Below are 25,844 nucleotides of genomic sequence, written 5' to 3' on the forward strand. Positions count from 1 at the left end.
TTTTTTTTTTTTTTCCCCCCGCCTCCGCCCGGGGGGGGCCCCCCGGCCGCGCCCCGCCCCGCCGCCGGGGGGCCGGGCCGCCCGGGGGGGGGCGGAGGGGTGCGGTGACGGGCGCGCGGGCCCGCGGCGGGTGCGGTCAGACCCGCACGCCGAACATGTACGGCATGTTGCTCATCGGCTCGTAGCGCACGACGGTGCCGCTGCGCGGGGCGTGCAGCACCTGGCCGTTGCCGGCGTAGAAACCGACGTGGTGCAGGTCGGAGTAGAAGAACACCAGGTCGCCGACCTGGAGGTCGCTCTGCGAGTTGATCCGGGTGCCGATCTGCGTCTGGGCCTGCGAGGTGCGCGGGATGGTCTGGTTCGCCTGGGCGTAGGCCCAGGAGGTGAGACCGGAGCAGTCGAAGGAGTTGGGGCCGTTCGTCCCGTAGATGTACGGCTTGCCGAGCTTGCTCTGCGCCGCGGCGTACGCGGAGGCGGTGCGACCCGAGGTCGGCTTGCCCGAGCCGGGGGTGCCGGTGTCCGTGTTGGTCGCGGTGCTGCCGGACTTGCCGCTGCTGGAGGACTTCCCGGAGTCCTTCTTCGCCTCGTCCTGCTGGGCCTTGAGGGCGGTGCGCTCGCTGTTGCGGCTGGCGCGCTGCTCCGCCTCCTCCAGGGCCTTCTTCTCGGCTGCGGTCAGGGAGTTGAGGAGCTTCTGGGCCTCGTTGAGCTTGGCCTGCACCTCGCTCTTCTTGTCCCCGAGTTCGGTACGGGTGTCGGCGAGGTCCTTGAGCTTGTCGCCGGCTTCCTGCCGCTGCTGGGACAGGGAGCGCTGCTTCTCCTGGATGGTGCGCAGCGCTTCGACCTGCTGACCGCTGAGCTGGTCCAGCGTGGACGCCTTGTCGAGGTAGCTGTCCGGGTCGGCGGAGAGGAGGAGTTGCAACGAGGGGTCTATGCCGCCGCTGCGGTACTGGGCGCTGGCGAGCGAGCCGAGGTCGGAACGGAGTTCGTTGACCTCGTCCTGACCGCGGGCCACCTTGTCCTGGAGGGTGCCGATCTCCCCCTCCAGCTTCTCCTGCTTCTCCTTGGCCCCGTTGTACTTCTCGGTGGCCTGGGCCGCCTCTTCGTAGAGCTTGTCGACCTTGGACTTGACCTCGTCCTTGGTGGGCTTCTCGCTCGGCGCGGCCTGGGCGGACTGGGCGGTGAGCGCGACGGCCGCGGCGGCGGTCACGGTGAGCACGGTCACACGGGCGCGGCTCGGCTGCTTCGGTCGACGGTGGGACGCCACGGAGGCGAGCTCCTTCTTCCCTCAGCCGCCTACCGAGAACGCCGGCGGGCGGTGCTCCTCCACCGTCGCTCCCATTGAGCGATCACCCGAGCGGAGGTTCGACGCCCGACCTTAGTGACCCTCTTGTGATCAGTTCAAATCCTCACCGGAAAAATCTCGATCGTGACCGGCAATCTTTACCAACAACTCACCCGTAGTGATGTCGGATTGACACCATGTCGCACACAAGTCGCCGCAATGCGATCATCTGCCGCGGACGACACAAAGAGCACAGAGCCCGTAGAGGGGACAGAGGGGACGGGTGAGGTGGCGGGAACGGGTGACATGCCGGACCTCGGGGGTTTCAGCCCCGTGACAACCGCTTCAGGAGCATCACGGAGGCCACCGGACGCGCCCCCGCCTTGGCGACCCCGTCGGCCACCTCCCGGTCCGTGGAGGCCACGATCACCGGTCGGCCGGGCGGTTCGGCGCGCACGAGCTGGCGGATGAGTTCGTCGGCGGTCACCCCGGGCTTGGAGAACAGCACCCGCACCCCGCGCGGCGGGGCGAGCAGCACCGGTGCGACGAGTTCGGCGCCGTCGAACACGCAGGTGATCTCGGCGCCGGTCTGGGCGGCGAGCACCGAGAGTTGGCCGAGCAGCCGCAACCGCTGCTTCTCCAAGGGCATCTGCGGATAGCCGGTCTTGGTGACGTTGTAACCGTCGACCACGAGATGGGCCTGCGGGAGGTCCAACAGCTGGTCGAGGATCGCGGGATCGTGTTCGGACAGGGCGCGCGCCGCGATGTCCTTGGGGGTCATCCGACCCGGCTCGACGGCGTCGACGGTCTCGGCGGGGCGCACCGACACGGGCGGCAGGGCGAGTTCGCGGCGCAGCCCCCGGGCGGAGTCGAGGAGGGTGTCGAGGAGCAGGCGCAGCCGCATGTCCTCGACGCTGCGGCCCTCCCGGGCGGCCCGGCGGCTGGCCTCCAGGGCCGCCTCGGCCTCGCCCAGCCGGGACTTCAGGCGCCGGGTCTCGCTCTCCGCGGCGGACAGCTGGACCTGCCCTTCGGAACGGACCGCCTCCAGTTCCCCGTGCACCTTGCGCAGCTCGGCCTGGCCCCGTTTGACGTCGCTCAGGGCGCCGCGCAGCTTGCGTTGCACGGCGTCGGCCTCCCGGCGGGCGGTGTCCAGTTCGGTGCGCAACCGCTCGGTCTCGGCCCGCGTCTGCTGCCGTGCCTCGGCGAGCTCCGTGCGCAGCCGGTCGAGTTCGGCGCGGGCCTCCTCGTCGGCCCGCTCGGCGTCGGCGCGCTGGGCCTCCTCACCGGCGGCGGCGACCAGCTTGACCCATCCGGTGGGGCGCAGCACGTACGCGGCGGCGGCCACGTCCAGCGGGTCGGCGGCGGGTGGCGGGGCCCCCGAGTCGAGGGCCCCGGCCAACTCGGGCTGGGCCTGCCGCAGGGACTCCGCGATGCGCTGCCGGAACAGGGCGTCGCCCTCCACGGCCGCCGCCATCGCGTTGCCCGCGAACTTGGCGCGGCGGCTGGGGGTGAAGCGGGCGTACTGGCGCAGCGCGCTCGGCAGCTCGGACGGAGTGAGCCCCCCGAAGCCGTCCGAGACGATCTGGACGACCCGGCGGCGCACCCCCTCGGGCAGCGGGTGGTCGAGCACCTCGGCGGTGCCGTCGTCCGGCACCCCGCCTCCGCTCTCCGTCATCCGTCCACCCCACTAGCTGTGCGGGGCCGGCTCCGTCAGGAGTCGGCGCCCGGCCTGTCCACGAGTTCCACGTTGTCCAGTGCGTTGCACCATCGGCAGCGCACCGACTCGATGGTCTCACTGACGACCTCGCGCTCCTCCACCTTCGACTCACCGGCCAGGTCGAGGTGGACGTACTCGACCACCTTGGACGAGCGGGTCACGTCGAAGCGGGTGAGGTTGCCGCAGAGCGTGCAGCGCCACCGCGTGGTGTCGGTCGGCAGGGGAACCGTCATCGTGAGCGTCACTTTCCGTCGGGTGCCGGCGCCCGCGGCGGCGCGCCCCGTCCAGCTCCGTGGTGCGCCCGTCGCCGGGGCGTGTGTCGCCGTAACCCTACGACCTGGAGCGCCGCCCCCGCTCGGCCCCCGGCCACGGCGGGGCAACCGTACGGTTTCGGTCCCGTTCCGTCATGATCTGCTCATGATCGGCTCCCGGGGTGACAGGCGGGTCGCGCCGGGGCGGCGGTGGGCGCGTGCGACGGCGACGCCGGTGACGTACGCACTGATCGCGGCCTGTGCGGTGGCCTTCGTCTGTTCCCCGGCGGCCGGACTCACCGCGGGCCACGGCACCGGGGACGCCCTGGTCGCCGCCCAGCGGGCCCTGTACGCCCGCTGGGGGGTGATCCCCGCCGATCTGCTCGCCGGGGAGCCCGGGGCCCTGCTGACGCCCGTCACGGCCCTGTTCGTGCACGGCGGCTGGCTGCACCTGCTCGGCAACATGCTGTTCCTCCAGGTCTTCGGAGTGATGGCCGAAAAGCGCCTGGGTCCGTTGCGGTACCTCGCGCTGTACGTGGGGTGCGGCGCCCTCGCGCTGTGCGGGTACGCGGTGGCGCACGCCGACTCGGCTCAGACCCTGGTCGGGGCGTCGGGGGCGATCTCGGCGGTCCTCGGGGCCTTCCTCTGTCTCTTCCCCGGGGCGCGGGTCACCAGTCTGTTCCCGTTCCTGTTCTTCCTGCCGCTGCGCTTTCCGGCCTGGGTGGTGCTGCCGTTCTGGGTGAGCCTCCAGTGGCTGGCGGCGAGCCAGCGGGGCGAGGGCCCCGGGGTGGCGTACCTGGCGCACCTGATCGGCTTCGCGCTCGGTCTGCTGGCCGGCTGGGTGGCCCGCGGTCGGCCCGCCCCGCGCCCCTGCGACGACCAGGGGAGGCCCGGTCGGGCGCGGGCTACAGTGAAGCCACCAGCCGCGGCCACCGAGGGAGACAGCAAGCCGTGATCACCGCGATCGTGCTCATCAAGACCAGCGTGGACCGCATCCCCGAGATCGCCGAGGCCATCGCCGCCCTGGACAGCGTCAGCGAGGTGTTCTCGGTGACCGGGACGTACGACCTGATCGCGATGGTCCGGGTCCGGGCGCACGAGGAACTGGCCGAGATCATCCCCGGCCGGATCAGCAAGATCCCCGGGGTCGAGGGCACCGACACCCACGTGGCGTTCCGCACCTACTCGCAGCACGACCTCGAAGCCGCGTTCGCCATCGGACTGGACTCCTGACACCGGCCCCGCCCGCGTCGCACCGCCTCCCCCGCCCGGCACCCCTTTACTCCTGTGGGGGCCCGTGCGCCCCGAAGATGAAGAAGTCCTCATCTCCGGCTCATCCAGCGGTTCGGTTCGGTTCGTCACGATCTCCTCATGGTTTTCACTCACCGCATAGCGGCCCTCGCCGCGGTCGTCGCGATCCCGCTGGGCATCGCGGTGACGAGCTATGCCCTCACCGACACCCCGGACGACCGGAAGGTGCCGACCAAGGTGGAGCTGGAGAGCAGCTCCCCCAGCGGGTCGCCGGGCGCCCCGCAGACCCCGGGTTCCCCTCGTCCCGAGCCCAGCGACGAGACCGTCTCACCGCCGCCCGTGGGCGAGGCCCCCACCGGCACCAAGCCCAGCACCGGCCCGAGCGCCGTTCCGAGCACCAGCGCCTCGACGAGCCCCTCGGCGAGCGCATCGACCAGTTCCTCCCCGAGCGGTGACGACGATGACGGCCCCGGACAGGACGACGACGGCCCGGGCGGCGACGACAACGGTGACGACGGCTGACCCGGTGCGCCGCTGGGTGTCCGCCCGACTGCGCATCATGCTCTGGCTGCTGCTGGTGATGGCGGTGGCGCTCGGCGCCGTCGCCTTCGCGACCCGTTCGGTCCTGCTGCGGGACGCCGACCACCGCATCCACGGACTGCTCGTCCAGGAGACCGAGGAGTTCGCGAACCTGGCCCAACAGGGCGTCGACCCCCGTACGGGCAAGCGCTTCGCCGATCCGGAAGCGCTGCTGCGGCTGTTCCTGGAGCGGCAGTACGCCGACCCCGACGAGGAGCTGCTGGGGCTGGTCGGGCGCACCGGAAAGCCTCCCGTCGCCAAGTTCCAGCCCCGGGAGATCCGGGTCAAGAACCCCCTGGCCCAGGACCGCGAGGCGCGGACCATGATCTTCGAGTCGAAGGACTCCATGGGGACCCTGCGCCGCTCGGGGGGCGAACTGCGCTGGGCGAAGGTGACCATCGAGTCGCACCCCGGACACCCCCCGGCGGCGTTCGTCGTCGCGTTCCACCCCGCGGGCGAGCAGGCCAAGGCCAATGACGTGTTCACCATGCTCATCGCCATCTCCGGGGTGGCGCTGATGATGACCACGGGCATCGGTTGGGCGGTCGCCGGACGCATCCTGCGACCGGTGCGGCTGGTCCGCACGACCGCCGCCCAGCTCACCGAGCAGGACCTGACCCGACGCATCCCGGTGCAGGGCCGCGACGACGTCGCCGCGCTCGCCGAGACGTTCAACGCCATGCTCGACCGCTTGGAACGGGCGTTCGCCGCACAGCGCGAATTCGTCGACGACGCCGGTCACGAACTGCGGACCCCGATCACCATCGTCCGGGGCCATCTGGAGCTGATGGGCGACGATCCCGTCGAGCGGGAGGAGACCGTCCGCATCGTCCTGGAGGAGTTGGAGCGGATGAGCAGGATCGTGGAGGACCTGCTCCTGCTCGCCAAGGCCGAGCGGCCCGACTTCGTCGCACCCGGACCGGTCCAGCTCGGCGAACTGACCGCCGACGTGTTCGTGAAGGCCCGCGCCCTCGGGGAGCGGGAGTGGACCCTCGGTTCGGTCGCCGACGCCGAGGTCCGCCTCGACGCCCAGCGGATCACCCAGGCCATGGTCCAACTCGCCCAGAACGCCGTGCAGCACACCGTCGCCGGGCAGCGGGTCACCCTCGGGTCCCGCATCGAGGGCGACCGGGTGGAGCTGTACGTCGCGGACACCGGTCCCGGGGTCCAGCCGCAGGACGCACAGGTGATCTTCGAGCGGTTCCGGCGGGGCACCGCCCGGCGCGGCGCCCGGGGCACCGGCGCCGGACTCGGCCTCTCCATCGTCAAGGCCATCGCCGAGGGGCACGGCGGACGGGTCGAACTGCGGCCCACCGAAGGCGGCGGCGCCACCTTCGCCCTGGTCTTCGGGGACCCCGGCGTCCCCGACGGCGACACGATCCTCCTGCCCACACTGGACGAGCCCACCGAGGAAGCGGCACCGTGAACCGAATACTCATCGTGGAGGACGAGGAGCGCATCGCCTCCTTCGTGGAGAAGGGCCTGCGCGCCAACGGCTTCACCACCACCGCCGTCACCGACGGCGAGTCGGCCTACGACTACGCCGTCACCGGCGGTTTCGACCTGATCGTCCTCGACATCGGACTGCCCGGCAAGGACGGCTTCACCGTCCTGCGGCAGCTGCGCGAGGCCCGCGTCTCGGTCCCGGTGATCGTGCTCACCGCACGGGACTCGGTGCGGGACACCGTCGCCGGACTCGAAGGCGGCGCCGACGACTGGATGACCAAGCCGTTCCGCTTCGAGGAACTGCTCGCCCGGGTGCGGCTGCGGCTGCGCACCGCGGCCCGGGCGCCCGAGGTCACCGTGCTGCGCAACGGGGAACTGACGCTCGACCTGCGCACCCGCCGGGCCCGCTCCGGTGACCGCACGGTCGACCTGACCGCCCGTGAGTTCGTCCTGCTCGAACTGTTCCTGCGCCACCCCGGCCAGGTGCTGTCGCGCGAGCAGATCCTGTCCCACGTCTGGGGCTACGACTTCGACCCGGGTTCGAACATCGTCGACGTGTACGTCCGCGCCCTGCGCAAGAAGCTGGGCGCGGACCGGGTGGAGACCGTACGGGGCATGGGGTACCGACTGCCCGAGTGAGCCACCGGCCCGCGCCGGAACACCAGCGCGCGGGGTCACCGACCACGCGCCCGCGTGCCCCGGTGGCCCCGCGCGGGCGTGTCCGCGGCCACCGCTCCGGCGGACCCGGGCCGCGTGAAGTTCCTTTCATCAACGGCTCATGGAGCGCTCACCGCCGGAGTGAAAGCTCTTTCATGTGACTGTGAACCTCCGGCAAATGGCGACCCTGTGCGTGGCCCTGAGCATCTGTGCGCTGCTCGCGGTCCCCGGCAACTTCCCGGGGCTGAGCGGCGACGCGCGGATCACCCTCGCCATCTTCGCCCTGGCCACCTGCGCCTGGATCGGCACCCCGATCGACGACACGTACATCGCCCTGGGTGCCGGGCTCGCCCTCACCGCGACCGGCGTGATCAGCAGCGACACCCTGTTCGGCACCCTCGGCGACGACACCGTGTGGCTGCTGATCTGCGCGTTCGTGCTCGCCGCCGCCGTCGCCAGGACCGGGCTCGCCGGACGGGCCGCGGCCTTCCTGGTGAGCGGCGCGCGCACGGTCCGCCAGTTGGTGCACCTGACGACGGCCGCACTGGTGGTGACCGCGTTCGCGGTGCCCGCGACCTCCGGGCGGGCCGCCCTGGCGATGCCGGTGTTCCTCGCCCTGGCGAAGGTCCTCGCGGACCGCACCCGACTGGTCGTGATGCTGGCGCTGCTGTTCCCGACGGTGATCCTGCTGTCGGCGGTGGCCACCCTGATCGGTGCGGGCGCCCACCTGATCACCGTGTCCGTGCTGTGGGACGCGGTGGGCGAGCGGATCGGCTTCACCGAGTGGCTGCTGATCGGGCTGCCGCTGGCCGTGGTGTCCTCCCATCTTGCGGCGGAGGTGGTGCTGTTCACCACCACCAAGCGGGAGGACCGCAAGGGCCCCGTCCACATCACCGTCGAACAGATCCAGGAGCACAGCGACCACCCGGTCACCGGCCCCTGGGAGGCCGCCGAGACCCGCTGCGCCCTGCTGCTGGCCACGGTGATCGCCCTCTGGTGCAGCGAGCCGCTGCACCGGGTGCCGCCCGCGGTGGTCGCCCTGATCGGTGCGGTGGTCGCCGCCTCCCCCGCGCTCGGCACGGTACGGCTCAAGGACGCCCTGAAGACGGTGCCCTGGTCCATGTTGCTGTTCATGGCGGCGACGATGGCGATGGGCCTCGCCCTGTCCGACTCGGGGGCGGCGCAGTGGCTGGTCGGCGGAATACCGCTGGACCTGCCGCCGTGGCTGTTCCTCGGGGTCGTCGTGGCGGTGTCCACGGCCGCGCACCTGCTCCTCCAGTCCCGTTCGGCCCGCTCCTCGGTCCTGGTGCCGCTGGTCGTCGCGGCGGCGGCCGGCGCCGGAGTGAACCCGGTGGCCGCCGCGCTCGCCTCCACCGCCGCGGCGGGCTTCTGCCACACGCTCCCCGCGTCGGCGAAGCCGGTCACCCTCTACGCCGAGATACCCGGCATCCCGACCTACACCCCGGGCCATCTGCTCCGGATGTCCGCCGTCCTCGCCCCGCTGACCGCCGTGCTGGTGCTGCTGTTCGCCGTGCTCGTCTGGCCGCTGCTGGGCATCCCCCTGACCTGACGCACCGTCAACCCGAGGTGACCGGCACGGTCGTGACCCTCGGTCCGGCCGCGCCACCACCCCGCGGGCCCGTTCGCCCGCCCACCCTCATCCGTCACAGGAGTCCACCATGCTGACCCGATTCGCCATCGCCCCCAGTGGCTTCAAGGAGTCCCTGTCCGCCGAGTCCGCCGCCGAGGCCATCGCGGAGGGCGTGCGCAGGGTCGTCCCCGACGCCGAGATCGACCTGATACCGCTGGTCGACGGCGGCGAGGGCACCGCCCAGGCGCTCGCCGCGGCCTCCGGCGGCCGACTGGTCCCGCTGCGGGCCACCGGGCCCACCGGGGAACGGATCGGCACCCACTTCGCGCTGCTCGGGGACAGCGAGGGCACCGCCGTGGTGGAGATGGCCGCCGTCGCCGGACTCTCCCTCGTCCCCCGCGACCTGCGGGACCCGGGCGCGACCACCACCTACGGCGTCGGGGAGTTGATCCGGGCCGCCCTCGACACCGGGGCCCGCCGCATCCTCGTCGGCTGCGGCGACTCGGGCACCTCGGACGGCGGCGCCGGCGCCCTCCAGGCCCTCGGCGCCCGGCTCCTCGACGCGGACGGCCGGGAACTCCCGTACGGCGGCAGCGCCCTGACCCGGCTGGACCGCATCGACACCGGCGGACTCGACCCGCGCCTCGCCGAGGTGGAGATGCGCGTCGCCTGCAACCCCTACAACGTGCTGTGCGGGGAGCGCGGGGTGGCCCGGGTCTTCGGACCGCAGAAGGGCGCCACCCCCGAGCAGGTCGAACACCTGGCCGCCGCCCTGGAGCACTGGGCCGCCGTCCTCACCCGTGACCTCAAGGTGCGCACCGACCTGTGCCACGGCGTCGGCACCGGCGCCTCCGGCGGGTTGGGCGCCGGACTCGCCGCGCTCGGCGCCCGGTTGCTGCCCCGCTTCGACGTGCTGCTGGACCGCCTCGGGCTGGACGAGCGCCTGGCCCGGGCCGATCTGGTGGTCACCGCCGAGGGCGCCCTGGACCACCAGACCCCGCGCGGCAAGGTGCCCGCCGAGGTCGCCCGACGGGCCAAGCTGCACGGCCGCCCGGTGCTCGCGCTGGCCGGCACCCTCGGTGAGGGCGCCCACCAGGTGCGCTCCATCGGGGTGGACGCCTACGGGTCGATCCTGCCCGCGCCGGTCTCCCTGACCGAAGCGCTGGGCCGCGGCGGCGAGTTCCTGACCGACGCGACCGAGCGCGCGCTACGGATGATCCAGCTCGGCACCCGGATGACCGAGCACCCGCGTCAGGCGGCGGTGGTGGGGTCCGGCACGCAGCGGCCGTCCTCGGTGCGGTAGCGCCAGCGCGCACCGTCGGTGACCAACTCCCGTACGGCCCGCACGAACCGCTCCACGTGCTCGTCGGGGGTGCCCGCCCCGAAGCTGACCCGGACGGCGTTCAGCGAACGCTCGCCGGGCGCGGCCTCGGGGGCACCGCACTCCCCCGGGTCCTGCGGGTCGGTGCCGAGCAGGGTGCGCACCAGCGGGTGGGCGCAGAACAGCCCGTCGCGCACCCCGATGCCGTACTCGGCGGACAGCGCGGCGGCGAAGTGGGAACTGTTCCACCCGTCCACCACGAACGAGATCACCCCGACCCTGGGCGCGTCGTCCCCGAACAGGGACAGCACCCGTACCGCGGGCACCTCGGCGAGCCCGGCGCGCACCAGGTCGATCAACCGCTCCTCACGGGCGACCAGTCGGTCGAAGCCCGCCTCGGTGAGCGCCTTGCAGGCGGAGGCGATGGCGTAGGCGCCGATCACGTTGGGCGAGCCGGCCTCGTGCCGGGCCGCGCTGTCGTGCCACTCGACGTCCACTCCCCCGTCGGCGCGCCGCGACACCTTCCGCGAGGCACCGCCGCCGGCGAGGTACGGCTCGGCCACCCGCAGCCAGTCGGCGCGCCCGGCGAGCACGCCGGCGCCGAAGGGCGCGTACAGCTTGTGCCCGGAGAAGGCGACCCAGTCGACGTCGAGGTCGGCGACGTCCACCGGGTGGTGCGGGGCGAGCTGGGCCGCGTCGAGGACGATCCGGGCGCCGTGGGCGTGGGCGGCGGCGGCGAGTTCGCGCACCGGCCACAGCTCGCCCGTGACGTTGGACGCACCGGTCACGCACACCAGGGCGGGACCGTACGGGTCGCGGTCGGCGAGGGCCCGCTCCAGCGTGTCGACGGCCTCGCCGGGGGTGCGGGGCGCGTCGAGGTAGGTGACCCGTGCGTCGCGCCAGGGCAGCAGGGACGCGTGGTGCTCGGTCTCGAAGACGAAGACCTCGCAGTCGGCGGGCAGCGCGGCGGCCAGCAGGTTGAGGGAGTCGGTGGTGGAGCGGGTGAACACCACCTCGTCGCCGTCCCGGCAGCCGAGGAACTCGGCGACGGTGCGGCGGGCGTTCTCGAAGAGGTCGGTGGAGAGCTGGGAGAGGTAGCCGGCGCCGCGGTGGACGCTGCCGTAGTAGGGCGCGTAGGCGGCCACGTCGTCCCACACCCGCTGGAGCGCGGGGGCACTCGCGGCGTAGTCGAGCGCGGCGTAGTCCACCTCCCCGCCGGTGACCAGGGGCACGGTCACGTCACGGCCGAGGACGGGCAGCGGGCTCTCGGCGAGGGAGCCGGCGGCGCCCGGAACACAGGCGGGGTCGGCGTCGGCGTGAGTGGTCGTGGTGGTGCGTGCGGACATGACGAACTCCCGGATGAGGCAGATGCGGTGGACCACGCATGAGCACCGCGGAAGGCGCGGCGGGGCACGGCTCGGCACCGGTGCGACGCTTCGAGGCGACGACGGGGACCAGCCGGAAACACGGCGTGGGTGAAGGAAAGGAACACACCGGACAGGGCGTGCGCGGAGGTGGGGCGCTGCGCCCTATCGCATTCGCTTGCTCACGAGACCGCTCCCTCGACGACCAGGACCCCTGGAGACGCGAGGGGTCCGCGCTTGCCGTAGACCTCGCTGCCTACGACCTGGTCTTCACCCGGGGCACCCCGCCACGGACGGAGGGTTGCCGGACAGCAGGCCGGGGCCGATGCGCTGTCACTCATGACCTGCGCAGAATCATGCCAGACGACCGGCGGAACGCACCAGCCCGTTCCGCATCCCGGACGCCACGGAACGCGACCGGCCGCCCCGCGGCGAGCGGAGCGGCCGGAGCGCGCAGGGCGGAACGCACAGGGCGGAACGGGTCAGGCGTTGCTGGCGGCGACCCAGCGGTCCAGGACCCGGTGGGCCGCTCCCGAGTCGATCGACTCGGCGGCCCGCGCCATCCCCGCGCGCAGCTGGTCGGCCAACGGGGCGTCGCCCGGCGCCAGCGCCACCAGCGCCGCCGCCGAGTTCAGCAGGACCGCGTCCCGGACCGGACCGGTCTCCCCGGCCAGCAGCCGGCGGGCGACATCGGCGTTGTAGGAGGAGTCGGCGCCGCGCAGCGCTTCCACCGGGACGAGGTCGATGCCCACGTCACGGGGGTCGAAGGGCTGCTCGGCGACGGCTCCGCCGCGCACCACCCACACCCGTGAAGTGGCAGTGGTGGTGAGTTCGTCGAGGCCGTCGTCCCCGCGGAACACCAGGGCGGACGAGCCCCGCTCGGCGAGCACCCCGGCGACCACCGGGGCCATCCGCGCGTCCGCGACCCCGGTGGCCTGCGCCGCGACCCGGGCCGGGTTGGTGAGCGGGCCGAGGAAGTTGAAGACGGTGCGGATGCCGAGTTCCTTGCGGGCGGCGCCCACGTGCCGCAGCGCGGGGTGGAACTTCACCGCGAAGCAGAAGGTGATGCCGGCCTCCTCGGCGACCTCGGCCACCCGCTGCGGCGTCAGCTCCAGATTGACGCCCAGCTTCTCCAGCACGTCGGAGGCACCGCTCGCGGAGGACGCGGCGCGGTTGCCGTGCTTGACGACCTTCGCGCCGGTCCCGGCGACGACGATCGCGGACATGGTGGAGATGTTGACGGTGCGCGCCCCGTCCCCGCCGGTGCCGACGATGTCGACGCTCGGCCCGGGCACCTCGATGGTCCTGGCGTGCTCGTACATGGCGCGGACCAGGCCGGTGATCTCCTCGACGGTCTCGCCCTTGGCGCGCAGGGCGACGGCGAAGCCCGCGATCTGCGCGTCGGTGGCCTCCCCGCGCATGATCCGGTCCATCGCCCAGGCCGTGGCGTCGGCTCCCTGGTCCTCGCCCGACAGCAACGCGTTCAGGACCTGCGGCCAGGAACGGACCGCCGTGGTGTCGCCTCCAGCGGGGGTCACAGCGCTCATGGGTCGCTCCTGGGTTGCGGGCCGTACGGAATCGGGCCCGTACGGCTGACGGTGGCGGACGCGCTGCCGCGCCCGTGGACGGGACCGGCCGGACCGGCGCCCTTCGCGCTCCACCCTATCCAGCTCCGGGGAGCGCGAAGAGCCCCGTCCGGGCAGTGGACGGGGCTCTTCGGGTGGCGACCGCCGGGACCCCCGCGCGGGGTCCCGGCCGGGGGATCAGTGGTGGCCGTGGCCGTCCGTGATCTCCTTGTACTCCTCGGCGGTGGGCTTGGCGATCTGGCCCTGGTCGCCGTAGTAGCCCTTCGAGAGACGGGCGCGCGCCTTCTCGAGGCGGGACACCTTGCGCTCGACGCCGTTCTCGTCGACCAGCGGGCCGATCTCCACCGGCTGGTACTGCTCGTGCTGGGTGAGCGTGTGCAGCGCCTCCTGGTTGAGCGGCTCGTGGATCTCGATGAACTCGCCGTGCGGCAGGCGCTTGATGATGCCGGACTCGCGTCCGTGCAGCACCTTGTCCCGGTCCCGGCGCTGGAGGCCGAGGCAGATCCGCTTGGTGATGATGAAGGCGAGGACCGGGGCCACGAAGAACCCGATGCGCACGAACCAGGTGATCGCGTTGATCGACAGGTGGAAGTGCGTGGCGACGAGGTCGTTGCCACCGCCGATCAGCATGATCACGTACCAGGTGATCCAGGCGACACCCACACCCGTACGCGTGGGGGCGTTGCGCGGACGGTCCAGCAGGTGGTGTTCGCGCTTGTCCCCGGTGATCCAGGACTCGATGAACGGGTACACCGCGATCGAGACCAGCACCAACGGGAAGACGATCATCAGCGGGATGAACACGCCCAGCACGAGGGTGTGTCCGGCGAAGTTGATCTCCCAGCCAGGCATCACCCGGATCAGGCCCTCGGAGAAGCCCATGTACCAGTCGGGCTGCGCGCCGGTGGACACCATGTCCGGCCGGTAGGGGCCGATCGACCAGATGGGGTTCAGGGTGACCATCGCGGAGATGACCGCGATGACGCCGAAGACCAGGAAGAAGAAGCCTCCCGCCTTGGCCATGTAGACCGGCATCAGCGGCATGCCGACGACGTTCTTCTGGGTGCGGCCGGGGCCGGGGAACTGGGTGTGCTTGTGGTACACGACGAGGATCAGGTGGGCCACGATCAGACCCACCATGATGCCGGGGATCAGCAGGACGTGGGCCGAGTAGAAGCGCGCCACGAAGTCGTGCCCTGGGAACTCCCCGCCGAACAGGAAGAACGCGAGGTACGTGCCGACGATCGGCACGGACAGGACCGCGCCCTGCATGAAGCGGACACCGGTGCCGGACAGCAGGTCGTCCGGGAGCGAGTAGCCGGTGAAGCCGGCGAACATCCCGAGGACGAACAGCGAGAAGCCGAAGACCCAGTTGACCTCACGCGGCTTGCGGAACGCGCCGGTGAAGAACACGCGCATCATGTGCGCGAACATGCCGGCCAGGAAGATCAGCGCGGCCCAGTGGTGGATCTGCCGGATCAGCAGACCACCGCGGACCTCGAACGAGATCTTCATGGTCGAGTTGAACGCCTCGGAGACCAGCTGGCCCTGGAGCGGCACGTACGGGCCGTGGTACTCCACCTCGTTCATCGACGGGTGGAAGAACAGCGTCAGGTAGACACCCGTGACGATGATGATGACGAAGGCGTAGAGGCAGACCTCCCCCAGCATGAAGGACCAGTGGTCCGGGAAGATCTTGCGCATGTTGGCCTTGGCCAGGGAGTAGATCCCCAGCCGGCCGTCCGCCCAGTCGGCGACCCGCTCACCCGCGGGCGCTTTGTCCCGGCGGGTGGTCTCGCGGTCGTTGGTCGTCGTGGTACTCATCCGCGCTCCCAGAAGGCCGGACCGACAGGCTCGTCGAAGTCGCCGAGCGCCTCAAGGTAACCCTCCGAGTTCACGCCGATCCGCAGCTGCGGAAGCGCGTGGCCGGCCGGGCCGAAGATGACCCGGGCACCGTCGGAGAGGTCGAAGGTGGACTGGTGGCACGGGCAGAGCGCGTGGTGCGTCTGCTGCTCGTACAGGCTGATCGGGCAGCCGACGTGGGTGCAGACCTTGGAGTAGGCGACGATCCCGTCGTGGGACCAGGCCAGCTCCTGCTTGTCCTTGATGTCACCGGGCTGGAGCCGGACGATCATCACGGCGGCCTTGGTGATCTCGGTGAGGAAGCCGTGGTCGTGCTCTTCGAGGCCCTCGGGCTTGACGAACGTCAGCGAACCGACGATGACGTCCTCGGGACGCAGCGGCTCGTTGGTGTTCATGTTGACGAGGAGCTTGCCCTTGGCCCACAGGGTGTGCCGCAGCTTGGTGCCGGGCGCGGGGCCGAGGCCGCCGAGCAGGACGACGCCCGAGAGCGGGAACAGCGCCAGGGCACCGAACATCGTGTTGCGGATCAGCTTGCGGCGACCGAGCGCGGACTCCTCCGCCCCCTGTCGGAAGTCCGCCATCACCTTCGCCTTGACCTCGGGCGAGGCGGCGATGGGGTGACGCTCGTCGACGTGCTCCACGTCGGACATCAGGGTGCGGGCCCAGTGGACCGCGCCCGCGCCGATCAGGAACAGCGAGACGCCGAGGGTCCACCCGAGGGTGAAGTTCAGCGCGTTGATGTGCCCGATCGGCCAGACGTAGATCGACTTGTCGACCGGGATCATCACGTAGGCGACGATGAACGCGACCGTGCCGAGCATCGACAGCACGAACATCAGGGCGACGGTGCGCTCGGACCGCTTGGCGGCCCGCTCGTCGATGTCCTGGATGCGGTGCTCGTGCGGGGGCAGACCCGGGTCCGCGAACGGATTCTCCGTGTCGGCCAGGGCTACGGCGCCGTGGGCGTGGTCCTGCGCTGCGGGCAGGTTCTCTTCTGGAATGTCTTGGCTACTCATGACTTCTTGGCCTTTGCGGTCCGAGCGGCGACCCAGATGGCAGTGACGATCAGCGCGCCGAGACCGAAGATCCAGGCGAACAGACCCTCACTGACCGGCCCGAGGCCGCCGAGGTTCAGACCACCGTTGTGGACGGTCTTGTCACCGTTGACCGCGTTGACGTACGCGATGATGTCCCGCTTGTCCTTCTCCGGCATCGTCGTGTCGGGGAAGGAGGGCATGTTCTGCGGACCGGTCTGCATCGCCTCGTAGAGGTGCTTCGGGCTGACGCCGTCCAGGCCGGGCGCGTACTTGCCCTTGGTCAGGGCACCGCCCTGGCCGGTGAAGTTGTGGCACTGCGCGCAGTTGTTGCGGAACAGCTCGCCACCGTTGGCGATGTCCGCGCCCTCGGGGCTGTACTGCTTCTTGGTCGGGATGCTGGGACCGGCACCCATCGCGCCGATGTAGGCCGCGAGCTGGTCGATCTCGGCCTGCGTGTAGACCTTCTTCTTCTTCGGGGCCTGGGCACCCTGGGCCATCATGGGCATCCGGCCGGTACCGACCTGGAAGTCGACGGCGGCTGCGCCGACGCCCACCAGCGGCGGGCCGTCGGAACCGCCCTGACCGCCGGTGCCGTGGCAGCTCGCGCAGCCGACGGCGTACAGCTTCTTGCCCTCTTCGATGGCGAGGGACTGGGCGGTCTCGGCCTGCGCCTTGTCCGCCGGCGCGAACACGGCGTACAGCCCCCCGGTGGCCGCCAGCGCGAGGAGTAGGACGACGACAGCCGCCAGCGGGTGGCGTCGTCGTGCGGAGAGCTTTTTCACGGATTACCCCGGTGTCAGGATCTTCTGCGTCGATGCTTCGGGTGGTCGGGATGCGGCCCCGGTGGGGCGCCGCCCGATTACTTGATCAAGTAGATCGTGGCGAAGAGGCCGATCCACACGACATCGACGAAGTGCCAGTAGTAGGACACGACGATCGCGGCGGTCGCCTGCTCGTGAGTGAACCTTCTGGCCGCGTAGGTGCGCCCCAGGACCAGGAGGAAGGCGATCAGTCCGCCCGCCACGTGCAGTCCGTGGAAGCCGGTCGTCAGGTAGAACACCGAGCCGTACGGGTCGGAGGACAGCGAGAGGCCGTACTCCTTCACCAGCTCCACGTACTCGAAGACCTGACCACCGATGAAGATCGCACCCATGATGAAGGTCACGATGAACCACATCCGGAGCTTCTTCACGTCACCCCGCTCGGCGGCGAAGACGCCGAGCTGGCAGGTGAAGGAGGAGAGCACCAGGATCGTGGTGTTCGTCGCCGAGAACGGCAGGTTCAGGGCTGCTGCCTGTTCCTTCCAGAACTCGGGGCCGGTCACCGATCGCAGGGTGAAGTACATCGCGAAGAGGGCCGCGAAGAACATCAGCTCGGAACTCAACCAAATGATGGTTCCGACGCTGGTGAGGTTCGGTCGATTGACCGACGGGTGCGCGGGCCCGGTTTCTACTGTCGTTGCTGTCGCCACGACCGACATTATGTCGGTCGCTTATCTCGCCCTCACTCCGGGGGGTGCCGTTCGGTGTGTCCGCACGCCGTGCGCTGCCCGGATGGCCCATCGCGACGGTGTCCGAACCGGTGTTGACGAGGTGTCCGAGGGAGTAGCATCCGCCCCAACGGTTCCCGTCCCAGGCATCCCACAGCCCCGGGCCAGGCAGGCTCCGGAGCCCCCAAGCACTCGGAGGAACAATGCAGCCGACCGCCACGGTGCTGGTCTACAGCGACGACGCGAACACACGGGAGCAGGTGCGGCTGGCTACGGGGCGCCGGCCGGCCACGGACGTGCCGCCGGTCGAGTTCGTCGAGTGCGCCACGTTGCCCGCGTTGCTCAAGGAACTGGACCGGGGCGGGATCGACGCGTGCGTCCTGGACGGCGAGGCGGTTCCCGCGGGCGGCATGGGCGTGTGCCGCCAGATCAAGGACGAGGTCTTCCGCTGCCCGCCGGTGCTGTTGCTGATCGGGCGCCCCCAGGACGCCTGGCTGGCCACCTGGAGCCGGGCCGAGGCCGCGGTGACCCACCCGGTGGAACCGGTGGAGTTCGCGCGGGCACTGGCGGAACTGCTGCGCAGTCGGCTGGCCGTGCAGGCCTGACGCGTACGGGTGGGGGTTGACCCCGATCTTTCGGGTGCCGGACGCCCGGTGGTGTGCGCACCGCCCGGGCGTGTCGTGCGGGCCCGGGCGGCAACAGGGGCCGGCCGGGCCGGTCAGGTCCCCGGGCGCAGTCGGGCCTGTTGGGCGGCCGGCGGGGTGCGGGGGGCTCCGGTGCCGTGGACGGCACTGCCCTCCTGCCACTCCTTCCAGTCCAGGTTCCAGTCCCCGTACCCGTTGCCGAAGGGGTCCATCTCCTCGCCGTAGCTGTTGATGACCTTGACGAGGTCGCCCGGCCGGACGGTCTCGTAGAACCAGGCGGCGTTGCCGGTGCTCATCCCCGTGCAGCCGTGACTGACGTTGGCGGCCCCGTGCGAGCCCAGAGACCAGGGCGCCGCGTGCACGTACTCGCCGCTCCAGGTGACCCGAGTGGCGTAGTACACGGGCAGGTCGTACGACTCCGAGGTGCCCGCGGCGATGCCGATGCTGGTGCCCCGCATCCGGACGAAGTACTCCTTGCCGAGCACCACCTTGATGCCGTTGCGGGTCGAGAAGCCGGGCTTGCCGGTGGTGACGGGGATCGAGTTGATCTCCTCGCCGTTGCGGTAGACCGTCATGTAGTGCGAGGAGGCGTCGGTGACCGCGACGATCCTGTCGCCCGTGGTGAGCTTCAACGGGGCGCTCTCGCCGCCCCAGAGGCGCTCGCCGACCTTGATGCCGTCCAGGGTGCTGCGCGCCGTGATCGTGGCGTTGACGGGCCAGTACTCCTTGGGCCGGTAGTGCAGGACCTCGTCGTTGAGCCAGTGCCAGGCGCCCTCGACCGCGGGCTGCGACTCGACCCTGAGGCCCCGTTCGACGGCGGCCCGGGCCTTCTTGTCCTCGATCGGCTCGCTCAGCTCGGCGATGATGGGTTGGCCGACCCCGTACTTGCCCTCGTCGGGGCCGAACGTCACCTTCAGTTCGCGTTTCTTGGCGGGGACGCCCGTGTCGAAGGTGACGACCTTCCGGCCCGGCGAGCCGTCCGCCTTCTCGGTGCTGACCCGGGCCGTGTAGTGGGCGCCTGCGGCCAGCGGGACGGTGGTGTGCCAACGAGTGCCGTCGGCGGAGAGTTTGCCCGCCACGTAGCGCCCCGCGGCGTCGGTGGCCGTCACATCGGTGATGCGGCCCCCCGCGCCCTGCTTGGCCGTGATCTCCAGGGGGCGGTCGGGGTCGAGCTTGGCGCGGCCCGACGCGGTGCCCAGGACCACCTGGCTCGCCGCGTCGTACGGCGCGGCTGACAGCGGATGGTCGGTGGTACCACCACAGGCGGTGGCACCCGCGACGAGGGTGACCACCAGCATCGTGCAGCTCAAGACCGTGCGCGTTCGCGGTGAGTGGCTCATGGCCCGAGCCTAAGAACGTCCGGCGCGCCGGGCACGGCGAGTGGGCCGTACGGGGGGTGCGGGGGTGCGGGCCGGGGTGTCGGGCGCCAACGCAAGGGCCCGGACCTCCGAGGGGAGTGTCCGGGCCCGTACGGGTGCTCAGCGGGTGCTACTGGTTCTGGTTCTCTCCGTGGTAGTACTCGAAGACCCAGCCCCACAGACCGATCAGGATGATCGGCAGCGAGAAGTACAGCAGCCACCAGCCGAAGATGACGCCGCAGAAGGCGAACGCGCCACCGACGGCGAGGGCGAGCGGCTGCCAGCTGTGCGGGCTGAAGAAGCCCACCTCACCGGCGTCGTCCGCGACGTCCGCGTCCTTGTTGTCCTGCGCGCCCACGTCGACCCGCTTGGCCGTGAAGGCCAAGTAGTAGCCGACCATGATGCACAGGCCGAAGGCGAGGAAGAGCGCCGTGGTGCCGGCCGGCTCCTTCGACCACACGCCGTAGACGATCGCCATGACGAGTACGAAGACGCTCAACCAGATGAACATCTTGCCCTGGATCTTCACTTGCCGGCCTCCTTGCTGCCAGCCAGCGCCTCACCGGAACCGGGGCCGAGGTGCCCGCCCGCGTTCTCCAGCTGGTCGAGCGCGGCGATCTCCGGGTAGTGCAGGTCGAACGCCGGCGATTCGGAGCGAATGCGCGGCAGGGTGACGAAGTTGTGCCGGGGCGGCGGGCAGGACGTGGCCCACTCCAGGGAGCGGCCGTAGCCCCACGGGTCGTCCACCTCGACCTTCTTGCCGTACTTGGCGGTCTTCCAGACGTTGTAGAAGAACGGCAGGACCGACAGGCCGAGCACGAAGGAGCTGATCGTGGAGATGGTGTTCAGCGCGGTGAAGCCGTCGGCCGCCAGGTAGTCGGCGTACCGGCGCGGCATGCCCTCGGCACCCAGCCAGTGCTGGACCAGGAACGTGCCGTGGAAGCCGATGAACAGCGTCCAGAAGGTGATCTTGCCGAGGCGCTCGTCCAGCATCTTGCCGGTGAACTTCGGCCACCAGAAGTGGAAGCCGGCGAACATCGCGAAGACCACGGTGCCGAAGATGACGTAGTGGAAGTGCGCCACCACGAAGTACGAGTCGGAGACGTGGAAGTCGAGCGGCGGCGAGGCCAGGATGACACCGGTCAGACCACCGAAGGTGAAGGTGATCAGGAAGCCGATCGCCCAGAGCATCGGTGTCTCGAAGGACAGCGAGCCCTTCCACATCGTTCCGATCCAGTTGAAGAACTTCACGCCGGTCGGAACGGCGATGAGGAACGTCATGAAGGAGAAGAACGGGAGGAGCACGCCACCGGTGACGTACATGTGGTGCGCCCACACCGTGACCGAAAGGCCCGCGATGGCGATCGTCGCGCCGATCAGACCGGAGTAACCGAACATCGGCTTGCGGCTGAACACCGGCAGGATCTCGGAAATGATGCCGAAGAACGGCAGGGCGATGATGTACACCTCTGGGTGGCCGAAGAACCAGAAGAGGTGCTGCCAGAGCAACGCTCCGCCGTTGGCCGGATCGAAGATCATCGAGCCGAACTTCCGGTCGGCCTCCAGCGCGAAGAGCGCGGCGGCCAGCACCGGGAAGGCGAGCAGGACCAGCACACCGGTCAGCAGCACGTTCCAGGTGAAGATCGGCATGCGGAACATCGTCATGCCGGGTGCGCGCATGCAGATGATGGTGGTGATGAAGTTGACCGAGCCGAGGATCGTACCGAAGCCGGAGAACGCCAGACCCATGATCCACATGTCCGCGCCGACGCCCGGCGAGCGGACCGCGTCGGACAGCGGCGAGTAGGCGAACCAACCGAAGTCGGCGGCGCCGTTCGGGGTCAGGAAGCCCGCGACCGCGATGAGCGAGCCGAACAGGTAGAGCCAGTAGGCGAACATGTTCAGCCGCGGGAACGCGACGTCGGGGGCACCGATCTGGAGCGGCATGATCCAGTTCGCGAAGCCCGCGAACAGCGGCGTCGCGAACATCAGCAGCATGATCGTGCCGTGCATCGTGAACGCCTGGTTGAACTGCTCGTTCGACATGATCTGCGTGCCCGGGCGAGCCAGCTCGGCACGCATGAACAGCGCCATGACGCCGCCGACGCAGAAGAAGACGAACGAGGTGATCAGGTACAACGTACCGATCGTCTTGTGGTCGGTGGTGGTGAGCCACTTGACCACGACGTTGCCGGGCTGCTTCCGACGGACCGGCAGCTCGTTCTCGTACGAGTCGTCAGCCGCCTCTGCGCCCTGAGGAGGATCGTTGAGGATGCTCACAGCTGGTTCGTCTCCCGGTTCTTCTCATGGCTCGTCTGCTCAATGCCGGCCGGGACGTAACCGGTCTGCCCCTTGTCCGCCAGCTCCTTCAAGTGCTGCTGGTAGCGCTCGGGGGAGACGACCTTGACGTTGAAGAGCATGCGGGAGTGGTCCGTACCGCACAGCTCGGCGCACTTGCCCAGGAAGGTCCCCTCCTTGCTCGGGGTCACCTCGAAGGCGTTGGTGTGGCCCGGGATGACGTCCTGCTTCATCAGGAACGGCACCACCCAGAAGGAGTGGATGACGTCACGCGAGGTGAGGACGAAGCGGACCTTCTCGCCCTTGGGTAGGACGAGCGTGGGACCGGGGTTGCCGGTCTGGGGGTTACGGGTGCCGGGAACGCCGACGTCGTACACGCCGCCCGCGTTGTCCGGGAAGTCTTCACTGAAGCGGTTCGGAATCCCCGCCAGGTTCTTGTCCGTCTTCGCGTCGCCCGTGGAGCCGGGCACCTTCTCGACGTAGTTGAAGGCCCAGCTCCACTGGAAGCCGACCACGTTCACGACGTGGGCGGGCTTGTCCTCCAGTGCCAGGAGCTTCGACTCGTCGCGCGCGGTGAAGTAGAAGAACACCGAGACGATGAGGATCGGAACCACGGTGTACAGCGCCTCTAGCGGCATGTTGTACCGGGTCTGGGGGGGAACTTCGACCTTGGTGCGGCTGCGCCGGTGGAAGAAGACACTCCACAGGATCAAGCCCCACACCAGCACGCCGACGGTGAGCGCGGCGGCCCACGAACCCTGCCACAAGGAGAGGATGCGGGGCGCCTCCTCGGTGGTCGGGGTGGGCATACCCAGGCGGGGGAAGTCCTTGTATGTGCAACCGGTGGCGGTCGCCAGGACCAGGCCCGCAGTCAGTGCCTGCAGCAGCTTCCGCCGCATCGGGCGCCGCGGCGAGCGGTCGGAGCCGTTGGGACTCACGTAGCGCCTTCCCGAGAGTCTCGCCCGCGCGGTTGGCTGCGGCCTTCTCGCTGGTCGGTCGCCGCCCTGCGTCGGGCAGGGGTTTGGATGTTTATGCGGACCAAACCCTACTGGACGCTATTTGGGGTCGCGCGGGGAGGGTGCCCAACGCGCCGTCCGACTCCCCGAAGGGGTGGTTCACCGCTGGTCGGAGGCCCGACCGCGACACGGAGCGGGACGTTCCGCGGGGGCGGAGGGGCGGCCGATCGGCGCCGGGGGCACTGCTCCTGACGGCCCCTCCGACCCCGGCCCCCGGCCCGCGTGCGCCCCCCGTCCGGCGGGGGCGGCCGACCGGACGGCCGGGGGCGGGCCGGGGTTACGGTACGGGCGTGTCCTACTTCGACGCGGCTTCCTCCGCACCGCTGCACCCCGTGGCCCGGCAGGCGCTCCAGGCGTCCCTGGACGAGGGGTGGGCCGACCCCGCCCGGCTCTACCGCGAGGGCCGTCGGGCCCGCATGCTGCTGGACGCGGCGCGGGAGGCCGCGGCCGAGGCCCTGGGGTGCCGCCCCGACGAGCTGGTCTTCACCTCCTCCGGCACCCGGGCCGTGCACGACGGGGTGGCCGGCGCCCTGGCCGGCCGGCGCCGGGCGGGCGACCACCTGCTGGTGTCGGCGGTCGAGCACTCCTCCGTGCTGCACGCGGCCGAGGTGCACGAGGCGGCCGGCGGGAGCGTCACCCGGGCCCCGGTGACCCGGACCGGGGCGGTGGACGCCGAGGTCTTCGCGGGCCTGCTGCGGCCGGACTCCGCACTGGCGTGCCTCCAGTCGGCCAATCACGAAGTGGGCACGGAGCAGCCGGTCGCCGAGGTGGCCGAGCGGTGCCGGGCGGCCGGGGTGCCGCTCCTGGTGGACGCGGCGCAGTCGCTCGCCTGGGGACCGGTGCCCGGTGGCTGGTCCCTGTTGACGGGCAGCGCCCACAAGTGGGGCGGGCCGGCCGGAGTGGGGCTGCTCGTGGTGCGCAAGGGGGTGCGGTTCGCCCCGCGGGGGCCGGTGGACGAGCGGGAGTCGGGTCGGGCGCCCGGCTTCGAGAACGTTCCGGCGGTCGTCGCGGCGGTCGCCTCGCTGCGGGCGGTGCGGGCGGAGGCCGACGCGGAGGGGGCGCGGCTGCGGGCGCTGACCGCACGGGTGCGGGAGCGGGTGACGGTACTGGTCCCGGACACGACGGTCGTGGGCGACCCCGAGCGGCGGCTGCCGCACCTCGTCACCTTCTCCTGTCTGTACGTGGACGGCGAGAGCGTGTTGTCCGAACTGGACCGGGCCGGGTTCTCCGTGTCCTCCGGGTCCTCGTGCACCAGCAGCACGCTGACGCCCAGCCATGTGCTGCGGGCGATGGGGGTGCTCAGCGAGGGGAACGTGCGGGTGTCGCTACCGGTCGGGACCCCGGCCGAGGAGGTCGAGCGGTTCCTCGGGGTGCTGCCGGCGGTGGTGGACTCCGTGCGCGGGAAGTTGGGTGGCGGCACCCACGGGGAGCGGTCCGGCGCATCGGCCGCGCCGGACCCGTCGGAGCCGGTGGACCCGGCCCGGGTCGAGCGGGGCGAGCTGGTGGTGGACGCGCTGGGCAAGCGGTGCCCGTTGCCCGTGATCGAGCTGGCGAAGGTGATCGGGCGGGTGCCGGTGGGCGGGACGGTGGTCGTGCTCGCCGACGATGAGGCTGCCCGGTGGGACATTCCTGCGTGGTGCGAGATGCGGGGTCAGCGGTTTGCCGGCGTGTCGCCGGGGGGGCGGGGGGTGGCTTACCGGGTGGTTCGGGTGGTGTGAGGTCCCGTCCCGTCGTCGGGTGCGTCCACCTGGCGGTGCGCTGTCCGGTGCGGGTGCGCTGTGGTTTTGCGCAGTTCCCCGCGCCCCTGATCGAGTGCGTTCATCTGGCGGTGCGCTGTCCCGTGGGGGTGCGTCCCGCTGTTGCGCAGTTCCCCGCGCCCCTGGATCTCGGGCGCTCCTCGCCGCAGCCGGGCCCCGGCAAAGTGGCAGGCGGGCCCCGATAGGGGCGCGGGGAACTGCGCGAATCGCACCGCGCGCCCAAGCAGGACAGCGCACCGCCAGGTGGACGCACCAAGGGGGCGCGGGGAACTGCGCGGGTGACCGCAGCGCACCCAGCAGGGCAGCGCACGCGCAGGTGGCCGTACCTCAGGGGCGCGGGGAACTGCCGAAACGCGTCAGGGGCAGGTCAGGTGGGACTGGACCTCTTGCGCGGCCTCGTCGCCGTACGCCTTGGTGAAGCGGTCCATGAAGTGGACCCGGCGGAGCTGGTACTCCTGGGTACCGAGGGTCTCGATGACCAGCGTCGCGACCATGCAGCCGACCTGAGCGGCCCGCTCCAGGCCGACGCCCCACGCGAGACCGGACAGGAACCCTGCACGGAACGCGTCACCGACACCGGTGGGGTCGACCTTCGCGTCCTCCGCGGGGACCCCGACCTCGATGGGGTCGTGTCCGACCCGCTCGATCCGTACGCCCCGTGCGCCGAGAGTGGTGACCCGGTGCCCGACGCGGCCGAGGATCTCCTCGTCGCTCCACCCGGTCTTGGCCTCGATGAGGCCCTTCTCGTACTCGTTGGAGAAGAGGAACGCCGCGCCGTCCAGCAGTATCCGGATCTCGTCGCCGTTCATCCGGGCGATCTGCTGGGAGAAGTCCGCGGCGAAGGGGATGCCCCGGCTGCGGCACTCCTCGGTGTGGCGGAGCATGCCTTCCGGGTCGTCGGCGCCGATCAGGACGAGGTCGAGCCCGCCGACCCGGTCCGCGACCGCCTTCAGCTCGATGAGCCGGGCCTCGCTCATGGCACCCGTGTAGAAGGAGCCGATCTGGTTGTGGTCGGCGTCGGTGGTGACGACGAACCGGGCCGTGTGCAGGACCTCGGAGATGCGGACGGATTCGGTGTCCACGCCGTGCCGGTCGAGCCAGGCGCGGTACTCGTCGAAGTCGGCGCCGGCGGCCCCGACCAGGATCGGGTTCGCCCCCAGCTGTCCCATGCCGAAGGCGATGTTGGCGCCGACCCCGCCGCGGCGCACGTCGAGGGTGTCCACGAGGAAGGAAAGGGAGACCGTGTGCAGTTGATCAGCAACGAGTTGCTCGGCGAACCGTCCGGGGAAGGTCATCAGATGGTCGGTGGCGATGGAGCCGGTGACTGCGATACGCAC

At 70.9% G+C, this 25,844-nt stretch carries 23 protein-coding genes and 1 riboswitch; of the genes, 9 read left to right on the forward strand and 14 right to left on the reverse strand.

The genetic code is table 11. The features are described 5' to 3' along the window. Window positions 1-136: 136 nt before the first annotated feature. The 3 genes from ACFWIA_RS04165 to ACFWIA_RS04175 form a co-directional block, all read right to left on the reverse strand. Window positions 137-1,264 (reverse strand): NlpC/P60 family protein, encoded by a 1,128-nt coding sequence (locus tag ACFWIA_RS04165; RefSeq protein WP_387000188.1) that lies wholly within the window; start codon window positions 1,262-1,264, stop codon window positions 137-139. Window positions 1,265-1,607: 343 nt separating this feature from the next. Beyond that, on the reverse strand, window positions 1,608-2,957 hold the full coding sequence (locus tag ACFWIA_RS04170; protein ID WP_387000190.1) for an NYN domain-containing protein: 1,350 nt from the start codon (window positions 2,955-2,957) through the stop codon (window positions 1,608-1,610). A 35-nt stretch (window positions 2,958-2,992) separates the two neighbouring features. Then, on the reverse strand, window positions 2,993-3,232 hold the full coding sequence (locus ACFWIA_RS04175; RefSeq protein ID WP_385485699.1) for a hypothetical protein: 240 nt from the start codon (window positions 3,230-3,232) through the stop codon (window positions 2,993-2,995). Between the two features lie 184 nt (window positions 3,233-3,416). On the opposite strand from ACFWIA_RS04175, the gene ACFWIA_RS04180 reads away from it, so the two are divergent. The 7 genes from ACFWIA_RS04180 (at window position 3,417) to ACFWIA_RS04210 (ending at window position 10,077) form a co-directional block, all read left to right on the forward strand. After that, the gene (locus tag ACFWIA_RS04180) at window positions 3,417-4,205 is read left to right on the forward strand and encodes a rhomboid family intramembrane serine protease (RefSeq protein ID WP_387000192.1); all 789 of its coding nucleotides are present in this window, start codon (window positions 3,417-3,419) and stop codon (window positions 4,203-4,205) included. Next, window positions 4,202-4,483, forward strand: coding sequence for an Lrp/AsnC family transcriptional regulator (locus ACFWIA_RS04185; protein ID WP_385485703.1), 282 nt, complete (start codon window positions 4,202-4,204; stop codon window positions 4,481-4,483). The genes ACFWIA_RS04180 and ACFWIA_RS04185 overlap by 4 nt, the downstream gene beginning before the upstream one ends. Window positions 4,484-4,621: 138 nt before the next feature. After that, on the forward strand, window positions 4,622-5,023 hold the full coding sequence (locus tag ACFWIA_RS04190) for a hypothetical protein (RefSeq protein WP_387000194.1): 402 nt from the start codon (window positions 4,622-4,624) through the stop codon (window positions 5,021-5,023). After that, window positions 4,962-6,506 (forward strand): ATP-binding protein, encoded by a 1,545-nt coding sequence (locus ACFWIA_RS04195; protein ID WP_387000196.1) that lies wholly within the window; start codon window positions 4,962-4,964, stop codon window positions 6,504-6,506. The genes ACFWIA_RS04190 and ACFWIA_RS04195 overlap by 62 nt, the downstream gene beginning before the upstream one ends. Beyond that, complete coding sequence (locus tag ACFWIA_RS04200) at window positions 6,503-7,165, forward strand: response regulator transcription factor (RefSeq protein ID WP_385485709.1); 663 nt, start codon at window positions 6,503-6,505, stop codon at window positions 7,163-7,165. Before ACFWIA_RS04195 ends, ACFWIA_RS04200 begins: the two co-directional genes overlap by 4 nt. Window positions 7,166-7,340: 175 nt before the next feature. After that, complete coding sequence (locus ACFWIA_RS04205) at window positions 7,341-8,753, forward strand: SLC13 family permease (protein WP_387000198.1); 1,413 nt, start codon at window positions 7,341-7,343, stop codon at window positions 8,751-8,753. 109 nt (window positions 8,754-8,862) lie between these two features. Beyond that, window positions 8,863-10,077 (forward strand): glycerate kinase, encoded by a 1,215-nt coding sequence (locus tag ACFWIA_RS04210; protein WP_387000200.1) that lies wholly within the window; start codon window positions 8,863-8,865, stop codon window positions 10,075-10,077. Here the strand turns inward: ACFWIA_RS04210 and ACFWIA_RS04215 are convergent. From ACFWIA_RS04215 to ACFWIA_RS04240, 6 genes are all read right to left on the reverse strand, one after another. Beyond that, entirely contained in the window at window positions 10,026-11,441 is a 1,416-nt protein-coding gene (locus tag ACFWIA_RS04215; RefSeq protein WP_387000203.1) for an aminotransferase class V-fold PLP-dependent enzyme, read from the reverse strand. The two genes, ACFWIA_RS04210 and ACFWIA_RS04215, sit on opposite strands and share 52 nt — an antisense overlap. Window positions 11,442-11,687: 246 nt before the next feature. After that, window positions 11,688-11,804, reverse strand: a riboswitch (SAM riboswitch). 137 nt (window positions 11,805-11,941) lie between these two features. Then, window positions 11,942-13,006, reverse strand: coding sequence for an anthranilate phosphoribosyltransferase (gene trpD / locus ACFWIA_RS04220; RefSeq protein WP_387000206.1), 1,065 nt, complete (start codon window positions 13,004-13,006; stop codon window positions 11,942-11,944). Between the two features lie 216 nt (window positions 13,007-13,222). Then, window positions 13,223-14,869, reverse strand: a complete 1,647-nt coding sequence (locus ACFWIA_RS04225; protein ID WP_387000208.1) for a cytochrome bc complex cytochrome b subunit — start codon at window positions 14,867-14,869, stop codon at window positions 13,223-13,225. Further along, window positions 14,866-15,924, reverse strand: coding sequence for a Rieske 2Fe-2S domain-containing protein (locus ACFWIA_RS04230; protein WP_387000209.1), 1,059 nt, complete (start codon window positions 15,922-15,924; stop codon window positions 14,866-14,868). Before ACFWIA_RS04230 ends, ACFWIA_RS04225 begins: the two co-directional genes overlap by 4 nt. Beyond that, on the reverse strand, window positions 15,921-16,727 hold the full coding sequence (locus ACFWIA_RS04235; protein WP_387000212.1) for a c-type cytochrome: 807 nt from the start codon (window positions 16,725-16,727) through the stop codon (window positions 15,921-15,923). Before ACFWIA_RS04235 ends, ACFWIA_RS04230 begins: the two co-directional genes overlap by 4 nt. Before the next feature lie 77 nt (window positions 16,728-16,804). After that, window positions 16,805-17,425, reverse strand: a complete 621-nt coding sequence (locus ACFWIA_RS04240) for a heme-copper oxidase subunit III (protein WP_385485724.1) — start codon at window positions 17,423-17,425, stop codon at window positions 16,805-16,807. Between the two features lie 212 nt (window positions 17,426-17,637). Here ACFWIA_RS04240 and ACFWIA_RS04245 point away from each other — a divergent pair, with 212 nt between their 5' ends. Next, window positions 17,638-18,039, forward strand: a complete 402-nt coding sequence (locus ACFWIA_RS04245) for a hypothetical protein (protein ID WP_387000216.1) — start codon at window positions 17,638-17,640, stop codon at window positions 18,037-18,039. A gap of 113 nt (window positions 18,040-18,152) precedes the next feature. On the opposite strand, the gene ACFWIA_RS04250 is transcribed toward ACFWIA_RS04245, so the two are convergent. The 4 genes from ACFWIA_RS04250 to coxB form a co-directional block, all read right to left on the reverse strand. Beyond that, a complete protein-coding gene (locus ACFWIA_RS04250) occupies window positions 18,153-19,418 on the reverse strand; it encodes an Ig-like domain-containing protein (protein WP_387000218.1) in 1,266 nt (421 codons plus the stop codon). A gap of 148 nt (window positions 19,419-19,566) precedes the next feature. Continuing rightward, window positions 19,567-19,965 (reverse strand): cytochrome c oxidase subunit 4, encoded by a 399-nt coding sequence (locus ACFWIA_RS04255; protein ID WP_385485730.1) that lies wholly within the window; start codon window positions 19,963-19,965, stop codon window positions 19,567-19,569. Then, window positions 19,962-21,716, reverse strand: a complete 1,755-nt coding sequence (ctaD, locus tag ACFWIA_RS04260) for a cytochrome c oxidase subunit I (RefSeq protein ID WP_387000220.1) — start codon at window positions 21,714-21,716, stop codon at window positions 19,962-19,964. Before ctaD ends, ACFWIA_RS04255 begins: the two co-directional genes overlap by 4 nt. After that, the gene (coxB, locus tag ACFWIA_RS04265) at window positions 21,713-22,672 is read right to left on the reverse strand and encodes a cytochrome c oxidase subunit II (RefSeq protein WP_387000222.1); all 960 of its coding nucleotides are present in this window, start codon (window positions 22,670-22,672) and stop codon (window positions 21,713-21,715) included. The genes ctaD and coxB overlap by 4 nt, the downstream gene beginning before the upstream one ends. Window positions 22,673-23,040: 368 nt before the next feature. Between coxB and ACFWIA_RS04270 the strand changes: the two genes are divergently transcribed. After that, window positions 23,041-24,468, forward strand: coding sequence for a cysteine desulfurase/sulfurtransferase TusA family protein (locus ACFWIA_RS04270; protein ID WP_387000224.1), 1,428 nt, complete (start codon window positions 23,041-23,043; stop codon window positions 24,466-24,468). A 395-nt stretch (window positions 24,469-24,863) separates the two neighbouring features. On the opposite strand, the gene ACFWIA_RS04275 is transcribed toward ACFWIA_RS04270, so the two are convergent. After that, window positions 24,864-25,844, reverse strand: a complete 981-nt coding sequence (locus ACFWIA_RS04275; protein ID WP_387000226.1) for a carbohydrate kinase family protein — start codon at window positions 25,842-25,844, stop codon at window positions 24,864-24,866.

This window comes from Streptomyces sp. NPDC127068 (assembly GCF_042724695.1).
GTDB lineage: Bacteria > Actinomycetota > Actinomycetes > Streptomycetales > Streptomycetaceae > Streptomyces.

Coding starts and splice junctions, on each gene's coding strand:
- ACFWIA_RS04190 (WP_387000194.1), top strand. CDS start 4,622: ATGGTTTTCACTCACCGCATAGCGGCCCTCGCCGCGGTCGTCGCGATC.
- ACFWIA_RS04230 (WP_387000209.1), bottom strand. CDS start 15,924: ATGAGTAGCCAAGACATTCCAGAAGAGAACCTGCCCGCAGCGCAGGAC.
- ACFWIA_RS04170 (WP_387000190.1), bottom strand. CDS start 2,957: ATGACGGAGAGCGGAGGCGGGGTGCCGGACGACGGCACCGCCGAGGTG.
- ACFWIA_RS04175 (WP_385485699.1), bottom strand. CDS start 3,232: ATGACGGTTCCCCTGCCGACCGACACCACGCGGTGGCGCTGCACGCTC.
- ACFWIA_RS04240 (WP_385485724.1), bottom strand. CDS start 17,425: ATGTCGGTCGTGGCGACAGCAACGACAGTAGAAACCGGGCCCGCGCAC.
- ACFWIA_RS04180 (WP_387000192.1), top strand. CDS start 3,417: ATGATCGGCTCCCGGGGTGACAGGCGGGTCGCGCCGGGGCGGCGGTGG.
- ACFWIA_RS04215 (WP_387000203.1), bottom strand. CDS start 11,441: ATGTCCGCACGCACCACCACGACCACTCACGCCGACGCCGACCCCGCC.
- ACFWIA_RS04210 (WP_387000200.1), top strand. CDS start 8,863: ATGCTGACCCGATTCGCCATCGCCCCCAGTGGCTTCAAGGAGTCCCTG.
- ACFWIA_RS04245 (WP_387000216.1), top strand. CDS start 17,638: ATGCAGCCGACCGCCACGGTGCTGGTCTACAGCGACGACGCGAACACA.
- trpD (WP_387000206.1), bottom strand. CDS start 13,006: ATGAGCGCTGTGACCCCCGCTGGAGGCGACACCACGGCGGTCCGTTCC.
- ACFWIA_RS04195 (WP_387000196.1), top strand. CDS start 4,962: ATGACGGCCCCGGACAGGACGACGACGGCCCGGGCGGCGACGACAACG.
- ACFWIA_RS04225 (WP_387000208.1), bottom strand. CDS start 14,869: ATGAGTACCACGACGACCAACGACCGCGAGACCACCCGCCGGGACAAA.
- ACFWIA_RS04250 (WP_387000218.1), bottom strand. CDS start 19,418: ATGAGCCACTCACCGCGAACGCGCACGGTCTTGAGCTGCACGATGCTG.